General features: G+C 62.6%; 19 protein-coding genes and 1 pseudogene. 12 read left to right on the top strand and 8 right to left on the bottom strand.

Annotated elements, in window-relative coordinates; all coding sequences use genetic code 11:
- Positions 1–32 precede the first annotated feature (32 nt).
- Positions 33–680, top strand: a complete 648-nt coding sequence (locus XH88_RS10130) for a class I SAM-dependent methyltransferase (protein WP_442868432.1) — start codon at positions 33–35, stop codon at positions 678–680.
- A 252-nt stretch (positions 681–932) separates the two neighbouring features.
- Here XH88_RS10130 and XH88_RS10125 read toward each other — a convergent pair whose 3' ends face one another.
- Positions 933–1,718, bottom strand: a complete 786-nt coding sequence (locus XH88_RS10125; RefSeq protein ID WP_271615245.1) for a transglycosylase SLT domain-containing protein — start codon at positions 1,716–1,718, stop codon at positions 933–935.
- Between the two features lie 814 nt (positions 1,719–2,532).
- Here XH88_RS10125 and XH88_RS10120 point away from each other — a divergent pair.
- A complete protein-coding gene (locus XH88_RS10120; RefSeq protein WP_271615244.1) occupies positions 2,533–3,270 on the top strand; it encodes a DUF4396 domain-containing protein in 738 nt (245 codons plus the stop codon).
- A 103-nt stretch (positions 3,271–3,373) separates the two neighbouring features.
- Here the strand turns inward: XH88_RS10120 and XH88_RS10115 are convergent, their stop codons facing one another.
- From XH88_RS10115 to XH88_RS10100, 4 genes are all read right to left on the bottom strand, one after another.
- Positions 3,374–3,727: a hypothetical protein gene (locus XH88_RS10115; RefSeq protein WP_271615243.1), complete on the bottom strand. Its 354-nt coding sequence runs from the start codon at positions 3,725–3,727 to the stop codon at positions 3,374–3,376.
- A gap of 308 nt (positions 3,728–4,035) precedes the next feature.
- Positions 4,036–4,842: an ABC transporter permease gene (locus tag XH88_RS10110; RefSeq protein ID WP_271615242.1), complete on the bottom strand. Its 807-nt coding sequence runs from the start codon at positions 4,840–4,842 to the stop codon at positions 4,036–4,038.
- Positions 4,839–5,435, bottom strand: a complete 597-nt coding sequence (locus tag XH88_RS10105) for an ABC transporter ATP-binding protein (RefSeq protein WP_271615241.1) — start codon at positions 5,433–5,435, stop codon at positions 4,839–4,841. The genes XH88_RS10110 and XH88_RS10105 overlap by 4 nt, the downstream gene beginning before the upstream one ends.
- Positions 5,436–5,445: 10 nt before the next feature.
- The gene (locus XH88_RS10100; protein WP_271615240.1) at positions 5,446–6,474 is read right to left on the bottom strand and encodes a Cj0069 family protein; all 1,029 of its coding nucleotides are present in this window, start codon (positions 6,472–6,474) and stop codon (positions 5,446–5,448) included.
- 169 nt (positions 6,475–6,643) lie between these two features.
- Here XH88_RS10100 and XH88_RS10095 point away from each other — a divergent pair, with 169 nt between their 5' ends.
- The 3 genes from XH88_RS10095 (at position 6,644) to XH88_RS10085 (ending at position 9,092) form a co-directional block, all read left to right on the top strand.
- Entirely contained in the window at positions 6,644–7,666 is a 1,023-nt protein-coding gene (locus XH88_RS10095; RefSeq protein ID WP_271615239.1) for an LLM class flavin-dependent oxidoreductase, read from the top strand.
- Positions 7,667–7,934: 268 nt separating this feature from the next.
- Complete coding sequence (locus XH88_RS10090) at positions 7,935–8,282, top strand: DUF1236 domain-containing protein (protein WP_271615238.1); 348 nt, start codon at positions 7,935–7,937, stop codon at positions 8,280–8,282.
- Positions 8,283–8,693: 411 nt separating this feature from the next.
- Positions 8,694–9,092 (top strand): VOC family protein, encoded by a 399-nt coding sequence (locus XH88_RS10085; RefSeq protein WP_271615237.1) that lies wholly within the window; start codon positions 8,694–8,696, stop codon positions 9,090–9,092.
- Between the two features lie 147 nt (positions 9,093–9,239).
- Here XH88_RS10085 and XH88_RS10080 read toward each other — a convergent pair whose 3' ends face one another.
- Positions 9,240–9,860, bottom strand: coding sequence for a TetR/AcrR family transcriptional regulator (locus tag XH88_RS10080; protein ID WP_271615236.1), 621 nt, complete (start codon positions 9,858–9,860; stop codon positions 9,240–9,242).
- A 76-nt stretch (positions 9,861–9,936) separates the two neighbouring features.
- Here XH88_RS10080 and XH88_RS10075 point away from each other — a divergent pair, with 76 nt between their 5' ends.
- The 3 genes from XH88_RS10075 to XH88_RS10065 all read left to right on the top strand — a co-directional run bounded on the left by XH88_RS10075 (position 9,937) and on the right by XH88_RS10065 (position 13,230).
- The gene (locus XH88_RS10075; RefSeq protein ID WP_271615235.1) at positions 9,937–11,247 is read left to right on the top strand and encodes an MFS transporter; all 1,311 of its coding nucleotides are present in this window, start codon (positions 9,937–9,939) and stop codon (positions 11,245–11,247) included.
- A gap of 201 nt (positions 11,248–11,448) precedes the next feature.
- A complete protein-coding gene (locus tag XH88_RS10070) occupies positions 11,449–12,546 on the top strand; it encodes a glycoside hydrolase family 3 N-terminal domain-containing protein (RefSeq protein ID WP_271615234.1) in 1,098 nt (365 codons plus the stop codon).
- Between the two features lie 21 nt (positions 12,547–12,567).
- Positions 12,568–13,230: a hypothetical protein gene (locus tag XH88_RS10065; RefSeq protein ID WP_271615233.1), complete on the top strand. Its 663-nt coding sequence runs from the start codon at positions 12,568–12,570 to the stop codon at positions 13,228–13,230.
- Between the two features lie 62 nt (positions 13,231–13,292).
- On the opposite strand, the gene XH88_RS10060 is transcribed toward XH88_RS10065, so the two are convergent.
- Positions 13,293–14,156, bottom strand: a complete 864-nt coding sequence (locus tag XH88_RS10060) for a copper chaperone PCu(A)C (RefSeq protein ID WP_271615232.1) — start codon at positions 14,154–14,156, stop codon at positions 13,293–13,295.
- A 335-nt stretch (positions 14,157–14,491) separates the two neighbouring features.
- Between XH88_RS10060 and XH88_RS10055 the strand changes: the two genes are divergently transcribed.
- The 4 genes and pseudogenes from XH88_RS10055 to XH88_RS10045 all read left to right on the top strand — a co-directional run bounded on the left by XH88_RS10055 (position 14,492) and on the right by XH88_RS10045 (position 17,417).
- A complete protein-coding gene (locus XH88_RS10055; RefSeq protein WP_271615231.1) occupies positions 14,492–14,731 on the top strand; it encodes a hypothetical protein in 240 nt (79 codons plus the stop codon).
- 684 nt (positions 14,732–15,415) lie between these two features.
- Positions 15,416–16,042 (top strand): annotated as a pseudogene (locus XH88_RS39210) (integrase core domain-containing protein); the annotation flags it as partial.
- 569 nt (positions 16,043–16,611) lie between these two features.
- The gene (locus XH88_RS39205; protein WP_442868430.1) at positions 16,612–16,932 is read left to right on the top strand and encodes a Rap1a/Tai family immunity protein; all 321 of its coding nucleotides are present in this window, start codon (positions 16,612–16,614) and stop codon (positions 16,930–16,932) included.
- Positions 16,911–17,417, top strand: coding sequence for a hypothetical protein (locus XH88_RS10045; RefSeq protein ID WP_271615229.1), 507 nt, complete (start codon positions 16,911–16,913; stop codon positions 17,415–17,417). Before XH88_RS39205 ends, XH88_RS10045 begins: the two co-directional genes overlap by 22 nt.
- 42 nt (positions 17,418–17,459) lie before the next feature.
- Here the strand turns inward: XH88_RS10045 and XH88_RS10040 are convergent, their stop codons facing one another.
- Positions 17,460–18,218 (bottom strand): hypothetical protein, encoded by a 759-nt coding sequence (locus tag XH88_RS10040; RefSeq protein WP_271615228.1) that lies wholly within the window; start codon positions 18,216–18,218, stop codon positions 17,460–17,462.
- Positions 18,219–18,514 lie beyond the last annotated feature (296 nt).

The following is an 18,514-nucleotide window of genomic DNA, read 5'->3' as shown; positions in this document are numbered from 1 at the left end:
CCGACCTTCAAAGCGCGTTTGCCGATCCGCAAATGGTGGCGAAATACACCGAAGGACCGCCGCGGTTCGTTCCGGGCTACACCTCCATGCTGTCCATGGCGGCGATCCTTCTGGCCGAGCGTGCGCGTGAGGATGCGCGCATTCTCGTGCTCGGCGCCGGCGGCGGGCTTGAACTGAAAGCCTTTGCAGAGGCGCAGCCGCGCTGGAGTTTTGATGGCGTCGACCCGTCGGCGGCGATGCTGGATCTCGCAAGGCAGACGCTGGGACCGCTCGCCTCGCGCGCGCGGCTTCATCAAGGTTATGTCGACTGTGCGCCGGAAGGGCCGTTCGACGGCGCGACGTGCCTTTTGACCCTGCACTTCGTCGATGCCGAGGAACGGCATCGCATCGCCTGCGAGATCCGCCGCCGCCTCAAGCCGGGTTCGCCGTTCGTGGCAGCCCATTTCAGCATCCCCAGCGGCGACGATGAGCGGCCGATCTGGCTCTCGCGCTATTCGGCGTTCCTGCTAGCTGCCGGCATCGAGCCCGACAAGGCGGCTGCTGCGCGCGCAGCCATCGACGCGCAATTGAGCATTCTGCCGCCGCATCAGGACGAGGCGATCTTGCGCAGCGCCGGTTTTTCCGCGCCCAACCTGTTCTATACGGGCTTCACCTTCCGCGGCTGGGTCGCCTACGCCTGATCCGGCCTGCTTCGTCGGGACCGATCGACTGCGCTGGTTTGCGGGAGGAAACGAGGGCAAGCGCGAGGCCGTGAACTCGCAGGCTGGGTAGCGCGCCAGCGAAACCCATCAATCCCTCCGCCCGTGGCAAGGCATGATGGGTTTCGCAAGGGCTCAACCCATCCTACGCGCTTCTGGTCAATCACATCGGCACGCCCAACAGCCGAGCATCATCGATCGCTCCCTGAAAGCGGACGCGCCGCGACAACCGAATTACTGGTTTGCCGCCGCAGCGGCGGTCGCCACATATTTCGTGTAGAATTCGGTGACCCGGCTGCGCCACATGCCGACGAACGCCTCTGACGTCACGTTGTCCACCGATTTCCAAATGCGCTTGAACGCCGGAAGTGCATTGCCCCAGATCGCGCGTTTGCACCACCTCTCGCCCTTCTCCTTGCCTTCGCTGGTGGCGCACATTGATTTCCAGGCGGAGCGAGCGGGCTGGCTGATGTGCTCGGCGGCGCCTTCCCAGCCCTGCTGATGGATCAGGTAAAGGTCGCTCATGTCCGGCGTCCGGTGCGTGACCCACTCGAACTGGACGCCTTCGGTAATGATTTTGTAGGCCGCCGCAACGGCGTTGTCCCGCGGATTGCGAATCTGCCCGAAGCCGAACTTCCCGAACTCATATTGGCTCAGCTGAAACAGGCCGATATACGACCCGGTGCGTTGATTGGGGTTGAAGCCGGATTCGATCTTGGCAACCGCCATCATGAAATTGGAATCGAGACCAAACGCGTCGGACGCGCGCTTGATCTCTTCGGCCGGCGTTCCGACCGGAATGTCCTTGAACGCACGCAACACGGTCTCCGCCGGTTTCTCGGCGGGCGGCAGTTCGGACCAGACGTAGTAGATCAGATAACGGAAATCCTGCGTCGAGGCCGCTTTCGGAGCATCGTGGGACGCATCGCGTTCTGCCGGCAGCGGTTGGATGATATCCTGTCCCAACGACGCCAATTTGGGCGCGACGGGTTCATCGACGATCTCGGGTCCGCTGCTCAACGGTCCGGAACCTGCCGACGTCACCGAGCCCAGCTCTGCTCTTTCTGCCCGAAGCGCTGTCGCAAGTCTGGCCGATGCCTCGGCGTACAAGGCAGGCGTCACCATGATCGCAGGAGCCGTTATGTTCGCTGCCGCTTCCGGCATGACATCCGACACCGTCGCGGCCGGTCTGTTACCGGCGGCCAGACAAAATCCAACGGACGCGATGACGGCCGCGATGCAGCTGGTCTGCCAAACCTTCATTGCCCGAAGTCCACGGATGGCCTCTGTACGAAGGCTGTTCGCATGTTCCTGCGGCCTGTGGTGAGTCCCCTTCGTATAATCTTAAGGTTTAAATGTGGTGAACGACCGCAGATTTTCCGCCTCGCCGCGCATCGGACGTGTCCGGATTTCGGTCGCGAACGGCCCTTGGCGGGAGACGCGCGTGGGGTCGGCTATGGGGCACGGGACTAAACCGCTCGCGCGGTAGCGCACGGCGGCAAACAGGGTGGCCAAGCCGATAGCGCCAAGGGACGTCCTGCGCAATTTGATAGGAACGGCGATATAGCGCCTTCGTTGCCCAAAACCACGCGTCGCAGAAGCCCGGAACTACCGTCCGGAACGATGTGGTGATCGCCCTCACGATTGCCGCACTTTATTTGGTCGTCCGCCACGAGCGATGACTGCGATGTCTTGGGAGAGCCGGGCCCTTGGGCTGCGATCGCGCCGCCGCTCGTGACCGCCGCCGTCATCTGGTTCGTTCGACTATCAGCCAGAACAATGGCTGCCGTCGCGTACGCCGTTCAGTTCTGCTCCGAGAAGGAGGAGTGTTCGTTTGGCCTCGGTTCCACACTGGTTGTATGCGCTTTCCGTCGCTTCGCTTTCACTCGGCGCGCTTTGCTTCCTCATCATCGCATTCGATTTGTTCGGACATCCGCAGCACATGTGGATCATGAATGTCGTGTGGCCCGTCACGGCGTTGTTTGGTTCGGTCTGGATCGTCTGGCAGTACTTCAAATATGGCCGGCTGGCGGAACATCGCCTCGTTCATGAGGCGAAACGAAAGGGCGAAGACCCTCCGAACAAAAGGCTGACACCCTTTCCCATCATGGTCGCCAATGGCACGCTCCACTGTGGCAGCGGATGCACTCTTGGCGACATCGTGGCGGAATCGCTGATGATCGCCGCTCCGGCAGTTTTGGTCGCGTTCGGCTGCAAGAGCATATTTTCCGACCCAATCTTCGCACGATGGATCGTCGATTACATTTTCGCGTATGCCTTCGGTATTGTCTTTCAATACTTCACCATCGCACCCATGCGAGGGCTGTCGGTCAGTCAAGGAATTCTGGCAGCTCTAAAGGCAGACACGCTCTCGCTCACTGCGTGGCAGTTTGGCATGTACGGCTTCATGGCCGTCGCGCACTTTGTCATCTTTCGGGAGTTTAAGAGAACGCTCGAACCAACCGCTTCCGAGTTTTGGTTCATGATGCAGATTGCGATGATCTGTGGATTCTCGACATCCTATCCCGTCAACTGGTGGCTGATCACGAGCGGGATTAAGGAGAAAATGTAATCATCCCGACTTCTGGTTTGGGAAGGCGATACGGCTAGCCCGTAGGATGGGTAGAGCGCCCGCGAGGCGAGGCATGATGGGTTGCGCAAGAGCTCAACCCATCCTACGCGCTGAACCCTTGGCAGTGGACCGCCCTACGCCAAGAGCGGAAGTCCGCGGCGGACAGACTGCGGAAATCCTGCCGTCCGGCGCGAACCCGATTACGTCGGATTCTGTTTTCCCGGTCCTCGAAGCGCACGCGCTTGGCCGAAGCAACCACATCTTGCGGGAGGTCGTCGTATTTGATCGACAGAGCAAATTCTGCAAATCTCTGCTCAAGCGAGGTTTTCTGGTCACCGCCGTCACCGGCAGCAAACGCCGGACTCACCAAATGAGCGCTCTCCAGCCGGACGTTGCTCAAAGCCAGACTTGCGGGAAAAGCCATCGCGGTTCGACGTAAGAAATCACGGCGATTCATGAATGCCTCCTGTTATGAAAAATGCAGGAACAGCGAGCGGCAATGAGAACGATCGTCGCCGAAACATCCGGACGGCGCGAACGTGACGCGAAAAGGGACCGGCATTTATGCGCAAGCGAGAGGGCAGTATGACCAGGGGCGCCAGTTTTCGAAAGCCAAAATGTCCGCCTCGCGTCCAATCGCGCCGGTTCAGCGGGCGGCCGAGCGAGGTGAGCGAGGCGCCAGAAGCGGAAGCAATCGACGTCCGTCGAAGTCGGCGCCGCCTCGATCGATGAGCTCACCCCTGGTTCGCGGGAGACTCGCAACCGTCAAGTCAGCTCTCGGCTCGAAATACGATCGAGGCGCAGCCGGTGGCGCTGGTCGGTCAGCAGCCGTGCGCCGCCGAGCACGGCGGCGAGCGTTCCAAATCCCGTTCCGCCCGCGATCAGGAACATGATCAAGAGCTGATATTTTGCCGCGTCGACCGGCGCGACGCCGGCGAGAATCTGGCCGGTCATCATGCCCGGCAAGGAGACAAGGCCGATGGCCGCCATGCTGTTCATGATCGGCGTGAAGCCGCTTCTCAGCGCGTCGCGTATGACCGGCAGCACGGCCTGATAGCGGGTGCCGCCGAGTGCGAGGCACGCTTCGATGGCACTTCGTTCACGCACGAGGCCGTTGATCAGGACGTCCAGTCCGAGACTGATTCCCGTCATGGTGTTGCCCAGGATCATGCCCAGCAGCGGCAGCGCGTAGCGGGGGTGAAACCAGGGGTCCGGCCGCAGTTCCGTCAGCAGCGCGAACATCGTGACGGTGCCGGCGGCGAGCAGCGTGCATCCGGCGCCCAGGCCGTAGCTCCAGATGCCGGGAAGCCGCCGCTTCTGCCGCGCGACGATTTCGCGCGACGCGAACAGGACCATGATGAATGCCGCAAGCGCGGTCCAGAACGGCGAGACAGCGGCGAACAGGAACGTCAGAACGTATCCGACCAGCACGAGCTGGATCACCATCCGCAACGTGGCGACGGCCAATTGCCTTTCGAGCTTGAGGTGGAGAACGAGCGAGAGTGCGCCGTCCATGACGACGAGCAGCGCGGGCAGGATCAGATCGCCGTAGCTTAAGGAGATGTACGTCACGTCAGGTGTTCCTCGATGCCGCCGCCCGAGTTCATCCGTAAAATCCTCGACCCGACCCTCCTTGCCTGGGCATCATCATGCGTGGTCCAGATCACGCTCGTTCCCTCCGAGACGCGGTCGGCGATCAGGGCTTCCACGGCGGCGGCCGATGCCGTGTCGAGGGCCGATGTCGGCTCGTCCAGCAGCAGCACACGCGATTGCAGCACGAGCGCCCGCACCAGCGCCAATCGCTGTCGCTCGCCCGTCGACAGTCTTTGGATCGGCCAAGAGGCGCAGTCGTGCGGCAGCCGCAGGCGTTCGACCAGCGGCAGCGCATCATCCCAGGCCGCGAAGTGATCCTGCACCGTCTCGGCCCACCAGCCGGGCTCGGCGGCGAGGTAGGTCACCTGCTTTCGCCAGGCGGGGGCGGGCATCGTTTCCCTGAGCTGTCCGTCCAGCCTGACCGCGCCGTCGTTGGGATCGAGATCCGCGATGGCGCGGAGCAGCAAGGTCTTTCCTGCTCCGGAAGGCCCCTGCAGGGCGACGCATTCGCCGCCCCTCACGTCGAACGACACGCGCAGGTGCAAGCGCTTGAGTCCGCTGACCGTCAACATGCGTCAAAGCCTAACGCTGCAGCCGCTCGGCGACGCGCCTCGCGATCTCCGCCGGCGCCTCCTGCGGGTAGGGATGCACCGAGCTGACATTGATCTCGCCGAGCACGTAGCTGTCGCTCCCGTCCGCCTGAACCGGGCCGAGCATGAAGTCGGCGTCCCAGATCGCGGGCAAGTCACCGCGCGCGATGTCCAGCAGCGAGATCAACTGTGGCGTCCACTCGTCCTCCATCAGCCGGCGCAGCCGCTGGAAGCGGGGGTCCGCGTTCGACGTGTAGAGCCGAGGTCCGGCTTGCGAGCGCGCGGCCGGCGACTCGATCAGCGCTTTGACCTTGTGATGGCCGAAGCCGGCGCAACGATCGCCGGCCATGTAGCAGCGCACCACGCCCTCGTTGAGGCGCGGCTGGAAGGCCTGATCGATCACACTGCCGTTTTCGAAATACTCCGCGCAGCGCCGCACGAAATCGTCCAGCGCCAATTGCTCGGGCGCCTCCTTTGTCGCGTCGAGCACTTTGAGCATGGGCGAGGCCGGCAGCTGCTCGACCTTCCAGACGCCCTGGCCGCCATTGCCCCGGCTGCGCTTGATGACGCGCGGACCGGCAGCAAGCCGCGTCGGCAGTTCGGCCCGCATCGCCTCGGCGGTCCGATACAGCGCCGTGTCCGAGCCCCAATTCATCGCGCGGGTGCGATAGAGGACGTCCTTCGTGCCCATCTTGATGATGACATCCGGGTGTGCACTCACCCATACGCCTTGCGCGGCGACGTCGCGGAGCAGGGCATCGAGACCGGCACGGTTTCGGCCGTCCTGAATCGGATTGACCCAGACGAGCACGCCATCCACCCCGAGCAATTGTTCGCGGACGGCTTCCGCGAAGCTCTCGTCGTAAATGGCGGGGTGAGCTTCGACGCCGACGGCGCCGAGCGCCTCGAAGACGTCGACGAAGCGGCCAGTTGTCGGGGTCGCGTCTCGACGGGCGACGGCATCTCCCCGCGAGAGGATGGCGACGGCAGGTCTGGAGGAGGGTCCTCTTTCGGTATTCATGCGCAAGCTCCACGTGTTGCGTGCTGCGCAGAGCTTGGACCGAAGTCTCGCCGGGAGTCTGCTTGGTCCCGCTCAGGCAGTCTACGTGAGGTCGCCTGGTCCGATCAAGTGGCCATTCCTTTCAGGCGGCCTATCGCAAATTGCGGTGATCACCCTTACCTTGGGGCTCATGAAAAAGATCGGATTCCTGTCCTTCGGACACTGGACACCCTCGCCGCAGTCGCAGACGCGTTCGGCGGCTGACACGCTGCTGCAATCGATCGAGCTTTCGGTCGCGGCCGAGCAACTCGGCGCCGACGGCGCCTATTTCCGCGTGCATCATTTTGCGCGGCAGCTGGCCTCGCCCTTCCCGCTGCTCGCCGCGGTCGGCGCGAAGACCAGCAGGATCGAGATCGGCACGGCCGTGATCGACATGCGCTACGAGAACCCGCTCTACATGGTGGAGGATGCAGGAAGCGCCGACCTCATCGCTGGCGGGCGGCTTCAGCTCGGCATCAGCCGCGGCTCGCCCGAGCAGGTGATCGACGGCTGGCGCTATTTCGGTTATCGCCCGGCCGAAGACCAGACCGACGCCGACATGGGACGGCGCCACGCCGAAGTATTCCTCGACCTGCTGCGCGGCGAAGGATTCGCCGAGCCCAATCCGCGGCCGATGTTTCCGAACCCGCCGGGGCTGTTGCGGCTCGAGCCGCATGCGGCGGGCCTGCGCGACCGGATCTGGTGGGGCGCCGGCTCGAACGCGACCGCGGTGTGGGCGGCCAAGCTCGGCATGAATTTGCAGAGCTCGACGCTGAAAAACGACGAAACCGGCGAAGCCTTTCATGTGCAGCAGGCCGCGCAAATCCGTAGCTATCGCGCGGCGTGGAAAGAGGCCGGGCATGCGCGCGAGCCCCGCGTCTCCGTCAGCCGCAGCATCTTTGCCCTGATGGACGATCGCGACCGAGCCTATTTCGGCGGCGAGCGCGGCGGTGAGGACCAGATCGGCTTCATCGATCCACAGACGCGGGCGATCTTCGGCCGCTCCTACGCCGCAGAGCCCGATGCGCTGATCGAGCAGCTCAGGCAGGACGGAGCCATTGCCGAAGCCGACACGCTGCTGCTGACGATCCCGAACCAGCTTGGCGTCGACTACTGCGCGCACGCGATCGAGGCGATCCTGAAGCACGTCGCGCCGGCGCTGGGGTGGCGCTGAGCCGATGGACCGCCCCTGTTTCTTCATGTTGCCCGGAAACCGGCGCCGCCGCACTCAGCGCATGTGGCCGATGAGATAGATTCCGCCACCTACGACCAGGATTGCGGGCACGGCCCAAAGATTCAAAACGGGCATCTGTCCTCTCCTCCAATTCCGCTCCCGGAAGGGAAAACAGGAAAACCGGCTGATGTTCCCTCGTTCCGTGAGGAACGAGCGGGCAGATCGCGAGTTCATCGCAGCGCCGCATCCAGCGGCGAGGGAGAACGCGATGAGAAAGTTGATGTTGATGTCAGCCGCCGCCCTGCTCGTGTCGACGGGCGCGATGGCGCAAACCACCGTGACCACGACCACCACCGGCGCAGCGCACGGTGCCACCGTGCAAATCGAGCCGGAGTATCGCACCAGGATCCATTCCTACATCACCGAGCACAAGATCCGCCCGGTCGAGACGCACGAGAAGATCGTGGTCGGCTCGCCGGTCCCGCGCGACGTCGAGCTCGCGACCGTTCCGAGCGATTGGGGTCCTTCGCTCACCAAGTATCGCTACGTCTATTCGGGCAGCCACGTGATGCTGGTCGATCCCGAGACCCGCATGGTCGTCCAGGAAGTCGACTAGCTTGGCGACACGGCGGGCCGTGGAGGAGCGGCCCGCCGCGTATCCGTTTGATTCATTTTGCAACAGCACCCGATTCCCATCATCCGATATATCTGTTCGCAGGCGCTGCGGGTGCGCCTTCGCAAGGCCGCTCCGTCCAATGATCGAGAGCCTCTTCTCTGCGCTGCGCAGAGAGCCGCGCATGAACAGCAGATGAGTGAATGCCGTGATGTCACTCCGTTCCGCGCGTCGCGGAATTGCGGATGCGGCGGAGCAGCTGCGAACGATGCGCATGCAGAGGAACGTTTGCACGATTGCCATTGATTCACGGCCTGATTTGGCGATTTTTGGAAACTGGAGGAGACGAGGATGAGGATATTGCTATCCTCGTCCTCCCGGCGGCGAGCCCACCGCCACCAGCCGGATTGCACGATGAATCAGCACCTGTCCCTCGTCAGTCTCCTTGTCGCGGATTATGACAAAGCGATCGCCTTCTTCACGCGCGCTCTGAATTTCGAGCTTTGCGAGGATACGCCGCTCGGTGGCGGGAAACGCTGGGTGGTGGTGCGGCCGCGCGGCAGTATTGGCTCTGGCCTGCTCCTGGCGCGGGCGGACGGCCCAGAGCAGACGGCGCGCATCGGCGACCAGACCGGAGGCCGCGTCTTCCTGTTCCTGGAAACGGTTGATTTCGAGCGCGATCATGCGCGCATGACCGCGGCCGGCGTGCACTTCGTCGAACCGCCACGACATGAGCCCTATGGCGTCGTCGCGGTTTTCGAGGACCTCTACGGCAACCGCTGGGACCTGATCCAGTCCATCAAACGCAGTTGACCCCCGCGTCCCGCCCGCGCTTCAGGGCCGTGTGGAGAGAGCCCTCACCCGGCGCTTCGCGCCGACCTCTTCCGCAAACGGGAGAGGTGGAGAGATCGCCCGCAATCCATTCAACCGCCGATCGGCATGATCGCTGGCCTCGATCCCCTATCCCGCCTTCACGCTCGCGTCGATCAGCAGCTTCGCCGCCGCGAGGGCCGACTGTGCGGGGCCGTCTTCGGACTGCTGGCCGGTGACGTAGATGCCTTCGATCAGCAGCAGGAGCGCATCGCCGAGCACGTTCGGCTGGCGCGCGCCCATCCCTGCTGCGAGCTCGCGCAGGCGCTTGCGGAAGACTTTCTTGTGCGCTTCGGCGACCTGGCGGGCGGGATTGTCTCGCGCCGGATATTCCACCGCGGCGTTGCTGAGACCGCAGCCGCGATAGCCCTTGGCGACGGCGCGCGGGGCGAGCTGGCCGATATAGGCGAGCACATGGTCGCGCGCATTGCTGTAGGTCTTGCCGCCGGGGCGCTCGAAATTCTCCCAGAAGCTCAGATCGTAATCGCGCAAATAGGCGGCGGCGAGATCGTCCTTCGAGGCGAAGGCGCGATAGAGGCTGGGCTTGGTGACGCCGGCGCGGTCCACGACCTCGTCGACGCCGACGGCGCGAATACCCTCGCGGTAGAACAGCTCGCTCGCGGAGGCGCGGATCCGGTCGGCGGCCCGGAGCGGGGCCTCCGCGGCTGTCTCGGCTTTCTTCGACATGCGGCTCGGTCTGGTCTCGGGCATGGCTTGGCTTCGGGCTTGACAATGTTACTGACCGGTACGTATTAGTACGGCATCGCAATACGTACCGGTAAGTAACATGCCCCAACCCGCATTTCAACAAGCCTCCGATCAGTCCCCCTCTGTCGCCCGCCGGCCGTTTGGCCAAAACTACGCCTTCGTGGTCGTTGCCGTGATCTTCCTGGCACTCCTGTCCTCCGCCGGCCTGCGCGCCACGCCGGGCGTCTTAATGCTGCCGCTGCAGAAGGCTTTTGGCTGGGACGTCAGCGTGGTCTCGTCGTCGGCCGCCATCGGCATCTTTCTCTACGGCCTCGCCGGCCCGTTCGCCGCGGCAGTGATGCAGCGCTTCGGCATCCGCCGCACCGTGCTCGGCGCCTTGACGCTGATGTCGGCTTCGACCGCCGCGAGCTATTTCATGACCGCGCCCTGGCAATTGTTCCTGACCTGGGGGCTGCTCTCCGGAATCGGCTCGGGTGCGGTCGCCAACGTGCTCGGCGCCACCATCGTCAATCGCTGGTTCACCACCAATCGCGGCCTCGTCATGGGGCTGCTGACGGCGAGCACCGCCACCGGCACGCTGATCTTCATGCCGGGCCTTGCGAGCCTGGTCGAATATGGCGGCTGGAGGCCTGTGGTGCTGACGGTCGCCGCGTGCTGCGCGGCGCTGATCCCGCTGGTGTATTTCCTGGTGCCGGAGCGGCCCGCCGCGATCGGCCTGCGCTCCTATGGCAGCACGCATGACGATCAGCCGGCGGGCCCGGCGCAGGGCAATCCCTTCGTCGCCGCGATCAGCAACTTGTTGCGCGCGACCAGGACGCCAACTTTCTGGTTCCTGTTCGCGACCTTCTTCATCTGCGGCTTCACCACCAACGGCCTTGTCGGCACGCATCTGATCGCGTTCTGCGGCGACCACGGGATCTACGAGGTGCAGGCCGCGAGCCTGCTGGCGCTGATGGGATTCTTCGACCTGTTCGGCACCACGCTGTCAGGCTGGCTCACCGACCGCTTCGATCCGCGCAAGCTGCTGTTCTTCTATTACGGCCTGCGTGGGCTGTCGCTGATCTACCTGCCCTACTCGGACTTCTCCTTCGTCAGCCTGTCGGTATTCGCCGTGTTCTACGGCCTCGACTGGATCGCCACCGTGCCGCCGACCGTGCGCATCGCCAACGAGGCCTTCGGCGACAAGAACGCGCCGCTGATCTTCGGCTGGGTGGTTGCGGGCCATCAACTCGGCGCGGCCTGCGCCGCGTTCTTCGCCGGCGTCATGCGCTCGTCGCAGGGCGATTACCTGCAGGCCTTCATGATCGCCGGCGCGACCGGCCTCGTGGCGGCCGTGCTGTCGCTGATGATCGGCCGTCGGCCGGTGCAGCCTGCGCTCGCTGCGGCGTAAAAAAGACACGCCGGCAAGGCGCTCACCGCTGACCTTGCCGGCGCAACTGCCCGTGCCATTGATTTGCAGATTGATTCCGTTAAGGAATCTGAAATACTGTCATGGAAGCGGGCAGCTTGGAGGCCCGCACGGGAGCTTGAGAGTTCGCGTTGCGTCCAGCTCCATCCCAATCAATCGAAACAATCTGTGGCGGCCCGGCGGATGAGCGATTCCCTTCTTGCAACGGTCGGCGATCATTTCTTCATTGGCCTGCGGCCGACCAGCATCCTCGATGACCGCGACCGCGCGCTGCTGCGGGATCTCAGGCCGGCCGGCGTCATCCTCTACAAGAGCAATTTCCGTCACGACCTTCCTTATCGAGAGTGGCTGTCGATCCACCGGGATCTGATCGCTGCGATCCGCGATGCCTCGCAGCGCGACAAGCAATTCATCGCCATCGACCACGAGGGCGGGCGCGTATGCCGCACGCCGCCCCCGATCACGCGCTTTTCCTATGCGGCGCGCTGGGCCGGAACCGCAGAGCAGGTCGGCGATGCCATGGGCGTCGAGCTCGCCTCGCTCGGCTGCAACCTGAACTTCGCCCCTGATCTCGACATTCACTCCAACCCCGCCAACCCTGTGATCGGCGAGCGCGCCTTCGGCCGCACGGCCGCGGAGGTGATCAAGTCGATGCTGCCGTTCACACGGGCGATGGAACGATGCGGAGTGCGGGCCTGCGGCAAGCATTTTCCGGGACACGGCGACACGCAGGTGGATTCACACCATGAATTGCCGGTGCTCGACCTCGATCTCGACCAGATCAAGGCGCGCGAACTGAAGCCGTTCGCCGCCGCGATCGAGGGCGGCATCGAGATGATCATGACGTCCCATATCCTCTACAGGAAGCTCGACCCCAACGATCCCGTCACGTTGTCGCGCACGATCACGCAGGGGCTGCTCCGCGAGGCCATGAACTTCCGCGGCGTCATCGTGTCCGACGATGTCGGCATGCGCGCGATGGCGGGCCGGCTGGATGCGCCCGATTCCGGTGCGCGCTTCATGGCCGCCGGCAACGACATGCTGATGATCTGCTCGCACCTGACCGACACCGAACGGGCGCGCTTCCTCGCGCAGTCGATCATCGACGGCGTGGACAAGGGCGCGCTCGATCCCGCGCTGCTGAAGGCATCAGCTAAGCGCGTTCAGGCGATGCTGGATGGCACCGCGCAGAACGAAGTCTCGGAGCTGCCCGCCGAGGTGCTCGCGCGCCATCGCGGCGCCGGCACCCAGTTCGACGCGGCCACCGTCGAGGTCGTCTAGCGGCGCATCCCCGCCGAGCGGTTGCCGAAGGTGCTCGAGGCGCTCTCCGAGCATTGCGACATGAGCGTGGAGGATCTCATCGAAGGCATCGTGTTGCACGCGTTCGAGGGCCGCGTTCCCTCCTCCCAAGGGACGCTCAGCGTGGGCGAACAGCTGAAACGGATTTACGGATTGGAGCTGACAGCCGCCGACAGGCGTCGGTCGTACGAGAAAGAAGAGTCGCTGATGAACCGCATCGAACGACACCATAACATCACGGTGGCCCGGCCCATCGACCAGGTGTTTCCGCTGTTCACGCCCGAGGGAGAGATCTTGTGGGTGCCGGGCTGGAATCCGGATTTCATCCACCCCGAGAGCGGAGAGACCTGCGAAGGCATGGTGTTTCGAACCGGCCGCGATCAAGACGAGACGCTCTGGTCCTGCATTGAATGGAAGCCGTCTGACCACCGGGTCCGGTATGCGCGCGTGACGCCAAGCTCGCGCTTTGGTTTCGTCGAGGTGAGCTGCAAACAGGCCGGCCTCGCGCTGACGGATGTTTCGGTGAGCTACACCTTCACGGCGCTGACGGAACAAGGGAAGATCGACCTCGCCAATCTGACTGATGATGCATTCAGCCAGATGATCGAAACCTGGCGGGTTCAGATCGAGCGGTGGTTCGAAGCGGCGGAAGAAAACGCCAGCTGAGCAAGGCGCGTCGGAAGGCCCGTCCAATCCCATCGCGCTTCAGGCGAAGCACGCAATCGGGATTACTCGATCAGGATCGGCGCAGCGATGTCGATGCGGTCGTCCTTCTTCATGTCGATGCCGAGCGCCAGCGACCACTTCCCGCTCACTGCAGTCGTCATGCTGACGCGCCATTTGTCGGCCGCGATCCGCGTCGCAGATGCCGTGATTGGCGCAACGGCCTTGTCGGGATTGGCCAGCGTCACCGACAGCGCATCGACGCTCAGCGGCTGCTCGTCACCGTCGTAGAGCTGAACCAGAACGTCGACCGGTCCGCTGCGTCCGGGCGTGACGGTGACATCGGCCATCACGCGCGTGCCGCAGATGTGGGTGAAGAAGGGCTCGTCGACCTTCGTAGCAGCGTTCGTCTTCTGCTGTGCCGGAGGCAACGCCGGCGGCGTGGCTTCCGTCGAAGCGATTTGAAGCCTCGGCCCCTTGCCGACGCTGCCGACGTCGAACGTCGTCTCGATCGTCCCCGAACGCTGGAAGTTCAACGTAACCGGGATGCGCTGCCCCTCCTCGAAGGACGCGGCCAGAGAGATGAACATGATGTGGTTGCCGCCCGGCGCAAGCGTGACGACCCCCTCCGGCGGAATCACCAGACCCTGCTCGAGCTGACGCATCGTCATGATGCCGTCCTGCATCGTCATCTGATGGATCTCGACCGCTGCGGCGGCCGGGCTGGAGGCGGACAAAAGGCGGTCCGGCACGGTGCCGCGGTTCTCGATGGTGAGATAACCGCCCGCGACCTTCGCGCCCTTCGGCGTGGCGCGGCTCCAGGCCTGGCTGACGACGATATCGGCATGACCGGCAAGGGTCGGCGCGGATCCGACGAACGCCAGAACGGCGGCCAGCACCACGGCGAGACTTCCGAATTTCTCGAACATGACGATCTCCATCTCAGCGGGAACGAAAGCCGCGACCGGCACTCCAGGCACGATGCATCTGCATCGCCGCCATGGCAGCTGAGCTTGGACACACCTTGGGCCATGACGAGCGGCAGCTCTTTGTCTGGACACAAACTAGGGCGCCATTCGCCGCCGAGCTTGATCTTCGACAAAGATTGCGCGGCTTGCGCTGGTATTGCTCGTGACGTGGGACAATTCGAAGCTTACCCGTTCGTTAAGCTGCAGCGTCCCGCATTTTCCGGCTGGCACTTTCACCAAATTGCAATCCGCTACTCAGGAACAAAGCTTGTAAATCCAACGAGCAGGAGCGAGCGATGATCGGGGCGATCGAGCTATTCCGTAGAAAGGCCGACGAGTGCGAACGCCGCGCCAGGCGCGCCATCGACAAATCAACCCAGGCCGAGTTGATGGACATGTGCGCCGCGCTGCACTGGCTGTCCGGCGAGGCCGCGCGGCTCCAGAGTCGGATCACGCTCCTTGAAGCTTCCGAGTCCTTCGGGACCGATCGCCGGATCACGCCGGCGCCCGCAAACCTCGAAGCGCCCATCAGCTGAGCGGCAAGACTCAGATCGTCTGATGCGGCATCCGATTGTTGGGAGCGAAGACGTTCGGGAAGCAGCCGTCGCCGGCAAGCAAATCGAGAGCGTGCGAATGGCGCGCCACGGCCGATGAAGATGGGCACTACTGTTTCGCCGTGGCGCTATGACGTAGCACGCAGCCCCTCTCTATTGTCGGCCTGCCTTCGCTGGAACAGCAGCTTAGCACTGGCCGCCCAACTCGTGGCCTAGATAGCCGTCATGCAACTCCAATGTTTCGTCCAACCAGTTGAAGACCACTTCGTGCAAGTAAGACAAAGCCCCTGATTGGCAATGATTCTCGGCGCCGTCTTCGCTGGTGAATGCGAAAAAGGTCTTCGGCGCCTTCAGGTTGTCATACACCTTCGCGGGCTGGTTGACGAAGAACATGTCCCCGGCGCCCTCCAGGACGAGGCTGGGGCACTGTATCTGCTGGACGACGTCCTTGATCGTGTGTTGCTTCGTCTTTTCCAGGAAGTCAGCAATGCCGGACGCGCCAAACGTCCATATGCCGTTCTCAATCGTCCAGCGCAAAGCCGTACTGTTTTCCATGGCCTTGCGGACGATCTCTTCGCACTTTTCCGCCTCACCCGCATGGAAGGCGGCAAGCGCCTCCTTCGGCAACATGCCCTGGAGGCATTCGAAGAAATCCCACACACCGTTGAGCGGCTGTTCCGCGAACGCGGCCTGCCGCTTGCCATCCGTTCCGACAATGGTGTGCCCTTTGCCAGTCCCAATGCCTTGTTCAACCTCTCAAAGCTGTCGGTGTGGTGGCTCAGGCTCGGCATCGCGATCGAGCGCATCAAGCCGGGTCATCCGCAGCAGAACGGCCGTCACGAGCGCATGCATCTCACGCTCAAAAAGGAGGCGACCAGGCCACCGAGGTTCAACAGCCTGCAACAGCAGGAACGCTTCGAGGCCTTCCGGGGCGAGTTCAACATCGAACGCCCGCATGAGGCGCTCAACATGAAGTGCCCCGCCGAACTCTACACAGCCTCACCGCGTCCCTATAGCGGCCTGCCGGAGCTGACCTATCCCTTCCACGATCGCGACGTACTCGTTACCAATTGCGGGCGCCTCTGCCTGCACCGCAAGAAGATCAACATCTCTGTTGTGCTGGCGGGTCAAAAGCTTGGAATCAAAGAGGTCGATGACGGCATTTGGCTCGTCAGCTTCATGCACTACGATCTCGGATACTTCGACCTCGAGCAGAGGACCTTGCAACCCCTCGACAACCAATTCGGCCCGAAGCCCATCACCCGTGTCTCAGGTACAACGTCGGCGTCCTGAGAAAAAGACGCGCTTGTCTGCATTCTTGGCATGGTCGGCCCTTGCTTGGCCGCGCTGAGCAGTCACCCCCCGAAGCCCGCAGGGGCGCGGCCTTCGCCGCGCGGGGTTGACGGCGAAAGCGCCGGCCGAGCAATAATGGCCATGCCAAGAATGCGTCACACCGTATTGCATCAATCGGATGCGTTCGATGCATCCTGGATCGACCCTGGAGAAATGATCTTGCAACCCCGCGACAACCCGCTCGGCACGAGGTTGTCACCTATGTCTTAGGTACGATCTGTTACCTATGTCTCCGGGTCGGACAAAATCGTAGACTGGCGCGCCCGGAACGAGGCGACCGACGCGCGGCCTTCACATTGAAATATCAGCACAAATCAGCGTAGCTGCTTGCTTCTTCGTACCACCTTCAGTGACCACCTTCAACGGTGGACGCTCGCCATTACCGGCGGTGAGCGCAGTGACATGAGCTGCGGCACCGATAGACTGCGACCGGGATCGTTTGCACTATTTCTGGCTGCTAAATTTCCTTCTTGCGCAGCGCGGGACAGTCTTATTGGAGGGAAAGCACAATGCGAAGGGCATTAACGTTTGGCATGCTGCTGATGACCTTGTTGTCAGCGGCTATAGCCAAGCCTCGAACGTGCGGCCAGCTCAAAGGCGCAATAGACGGGACGGCGCCAGACCTGAGCTTTGATCCCGGTGCAGAACTTCTGGCCGTCGTGGCGACCCATCGTGATTTGTGCGTGCCTAACCACACCACTCTTGCCGTGTTACAGGCTGTCTTCGTCCATTGGGGCGATGGCAATCCTCGTCTTATGAACACGCCATCATGGGACTGCGCAGCACAGGCATTTAGAGAGGCATTTCCATGCAACTCCGCTCCCAGATAACGCGTGCAACTCCCCTGTCACTGCTGATCCTTGCTTTGGTCGTGAACACAGCAGACGCACAAGCCCCGCTGCGCCGGTCCGCTCCCGACACCAGTAACCCATGCCTTGGTGTCGAAGCCGCTGAAGAGCTTGCCTCTTGTGGCTTGGAGGCGTCTCGAAACCAGAATTACGCCGTAGCTAAGGCCGCATGGACAAGCGCCGCAGAGCGCGGAGACCGTCTTGCCGCAACGTGGCTCGCGACCTTGTACGCATCAGGAGACTTAGGCGAGAGGGACTATGTGCAGGCGTACAAATGGTATGACATCGCCGCTTACATGCACGGAGCCGAAATTGAACGCCTTCCTCCCGGAACGCGGGAGGACAATCAACAGGAAATCAACTTCCGGGACGCGACAGGACGCAAGCTCTCTGCTGAGCAAATGGTGGAGGCACAAAGGCAGGCAAAGGAGTGGGTGGCCCGGAAGGTTAAGAAGACAGCCCGTTAATCTCGCAGCCGAAGTATAGCGGCCAATAAGCCTGCGAGCGCCCTATGCGGCAGCCTTGCGGTAAAGCTCGTCGGCCTGTCCCTGCTCCAAGACCTTAGCAGGACTGAGCAGCGCCAACTTCTGACCGAGCGACGCGGTATCCTTCACCACGGCAATCAGCCTCGGGCCGGATTTTAGGGCCGAGAGGTCTCGGAACTCGGTTGACGCTTTGTAGATCGAGTTCGAATGGCTTCCGACAGCCTGAAAGACCGCGTTGTGGTCGGGGAACTTCACAATTGCGGAAACAGTCCATTCGTTGGTGGAAGCTCCGAAAACGGTCGCCTTCGGATCCACCATCCCCTGCCCAAACAGGCCAATCAACTTGCTCGTCAATGTTTCCGCGAGCGCTTCTTCTTCCTCATTGTCGGCAAATGCCCGCTCGAAGAGGCGGTCAATGATGCGCCAGGAGGTTTCTGCCACGTCGCAAATAGCGCGATGAAGCATCACGACCGGCACCTCAACGTATAGAAGCCTCTCGTCAACGGTGACCCCAATGCCTTCAGCAATCGCCCCCGCGATTTGCCCAAAGGAGCGCTTAGAAACGTCAATGTCCTCTGCTTCGCGCCAAGTAAATCCGTTGTCACTCACACGGAAGAGGTCGCCGCGCTGCTCGATACGGACGGTCGCGAACGATCCATCAGGGTAAATCAGCGGCAAGCTTACGAACCACGAGCCGCCAATGCGCTCTGCGCGCACAAGGTCTCCAATGGCCGCATCAACAGCCCTATGGACGGTCGGGGTTATGATTTCGCTGCTGGACATTGAACAAATCATACTCCCAAGGAGGCAGAGGGACAAGGCCTATGTTGTTGATTTTAAAGGCACTTCCTACGAAGTCCCTAACGTCCTCGAACGTCCGTAGGTCTTCCTTAACCTCTTCAGCGCACGGGAGTTTCCCGCGCTTCATCCACTGCCTTTGCTCATCCCAATTCGCTTCGAAGCTATGAAAATGGGTCGGAGACAATCGCAGACCCGACAAAGCACCTGAGCATTTTCGTCGATGGTTAGAGTGTCCGCCCTTCAGTGAACGCCAATCGAGCCGCATGAGGCGCGTCCGC

This window comes from Bradyrhizobium sp. CCBAU 51627 (genome assembly GCF_028128765.1).
Lineage (GTDB): Bacteria > Pseudomonadota > Alphaproteobacteria > Rhizobiales > Xanthobacteraceae > Bradyrhizobium.
Note: the sequence above shows the minus strand (reverse complement) of the source record. Positions and strands in the feature narration are given on the sequence as shown.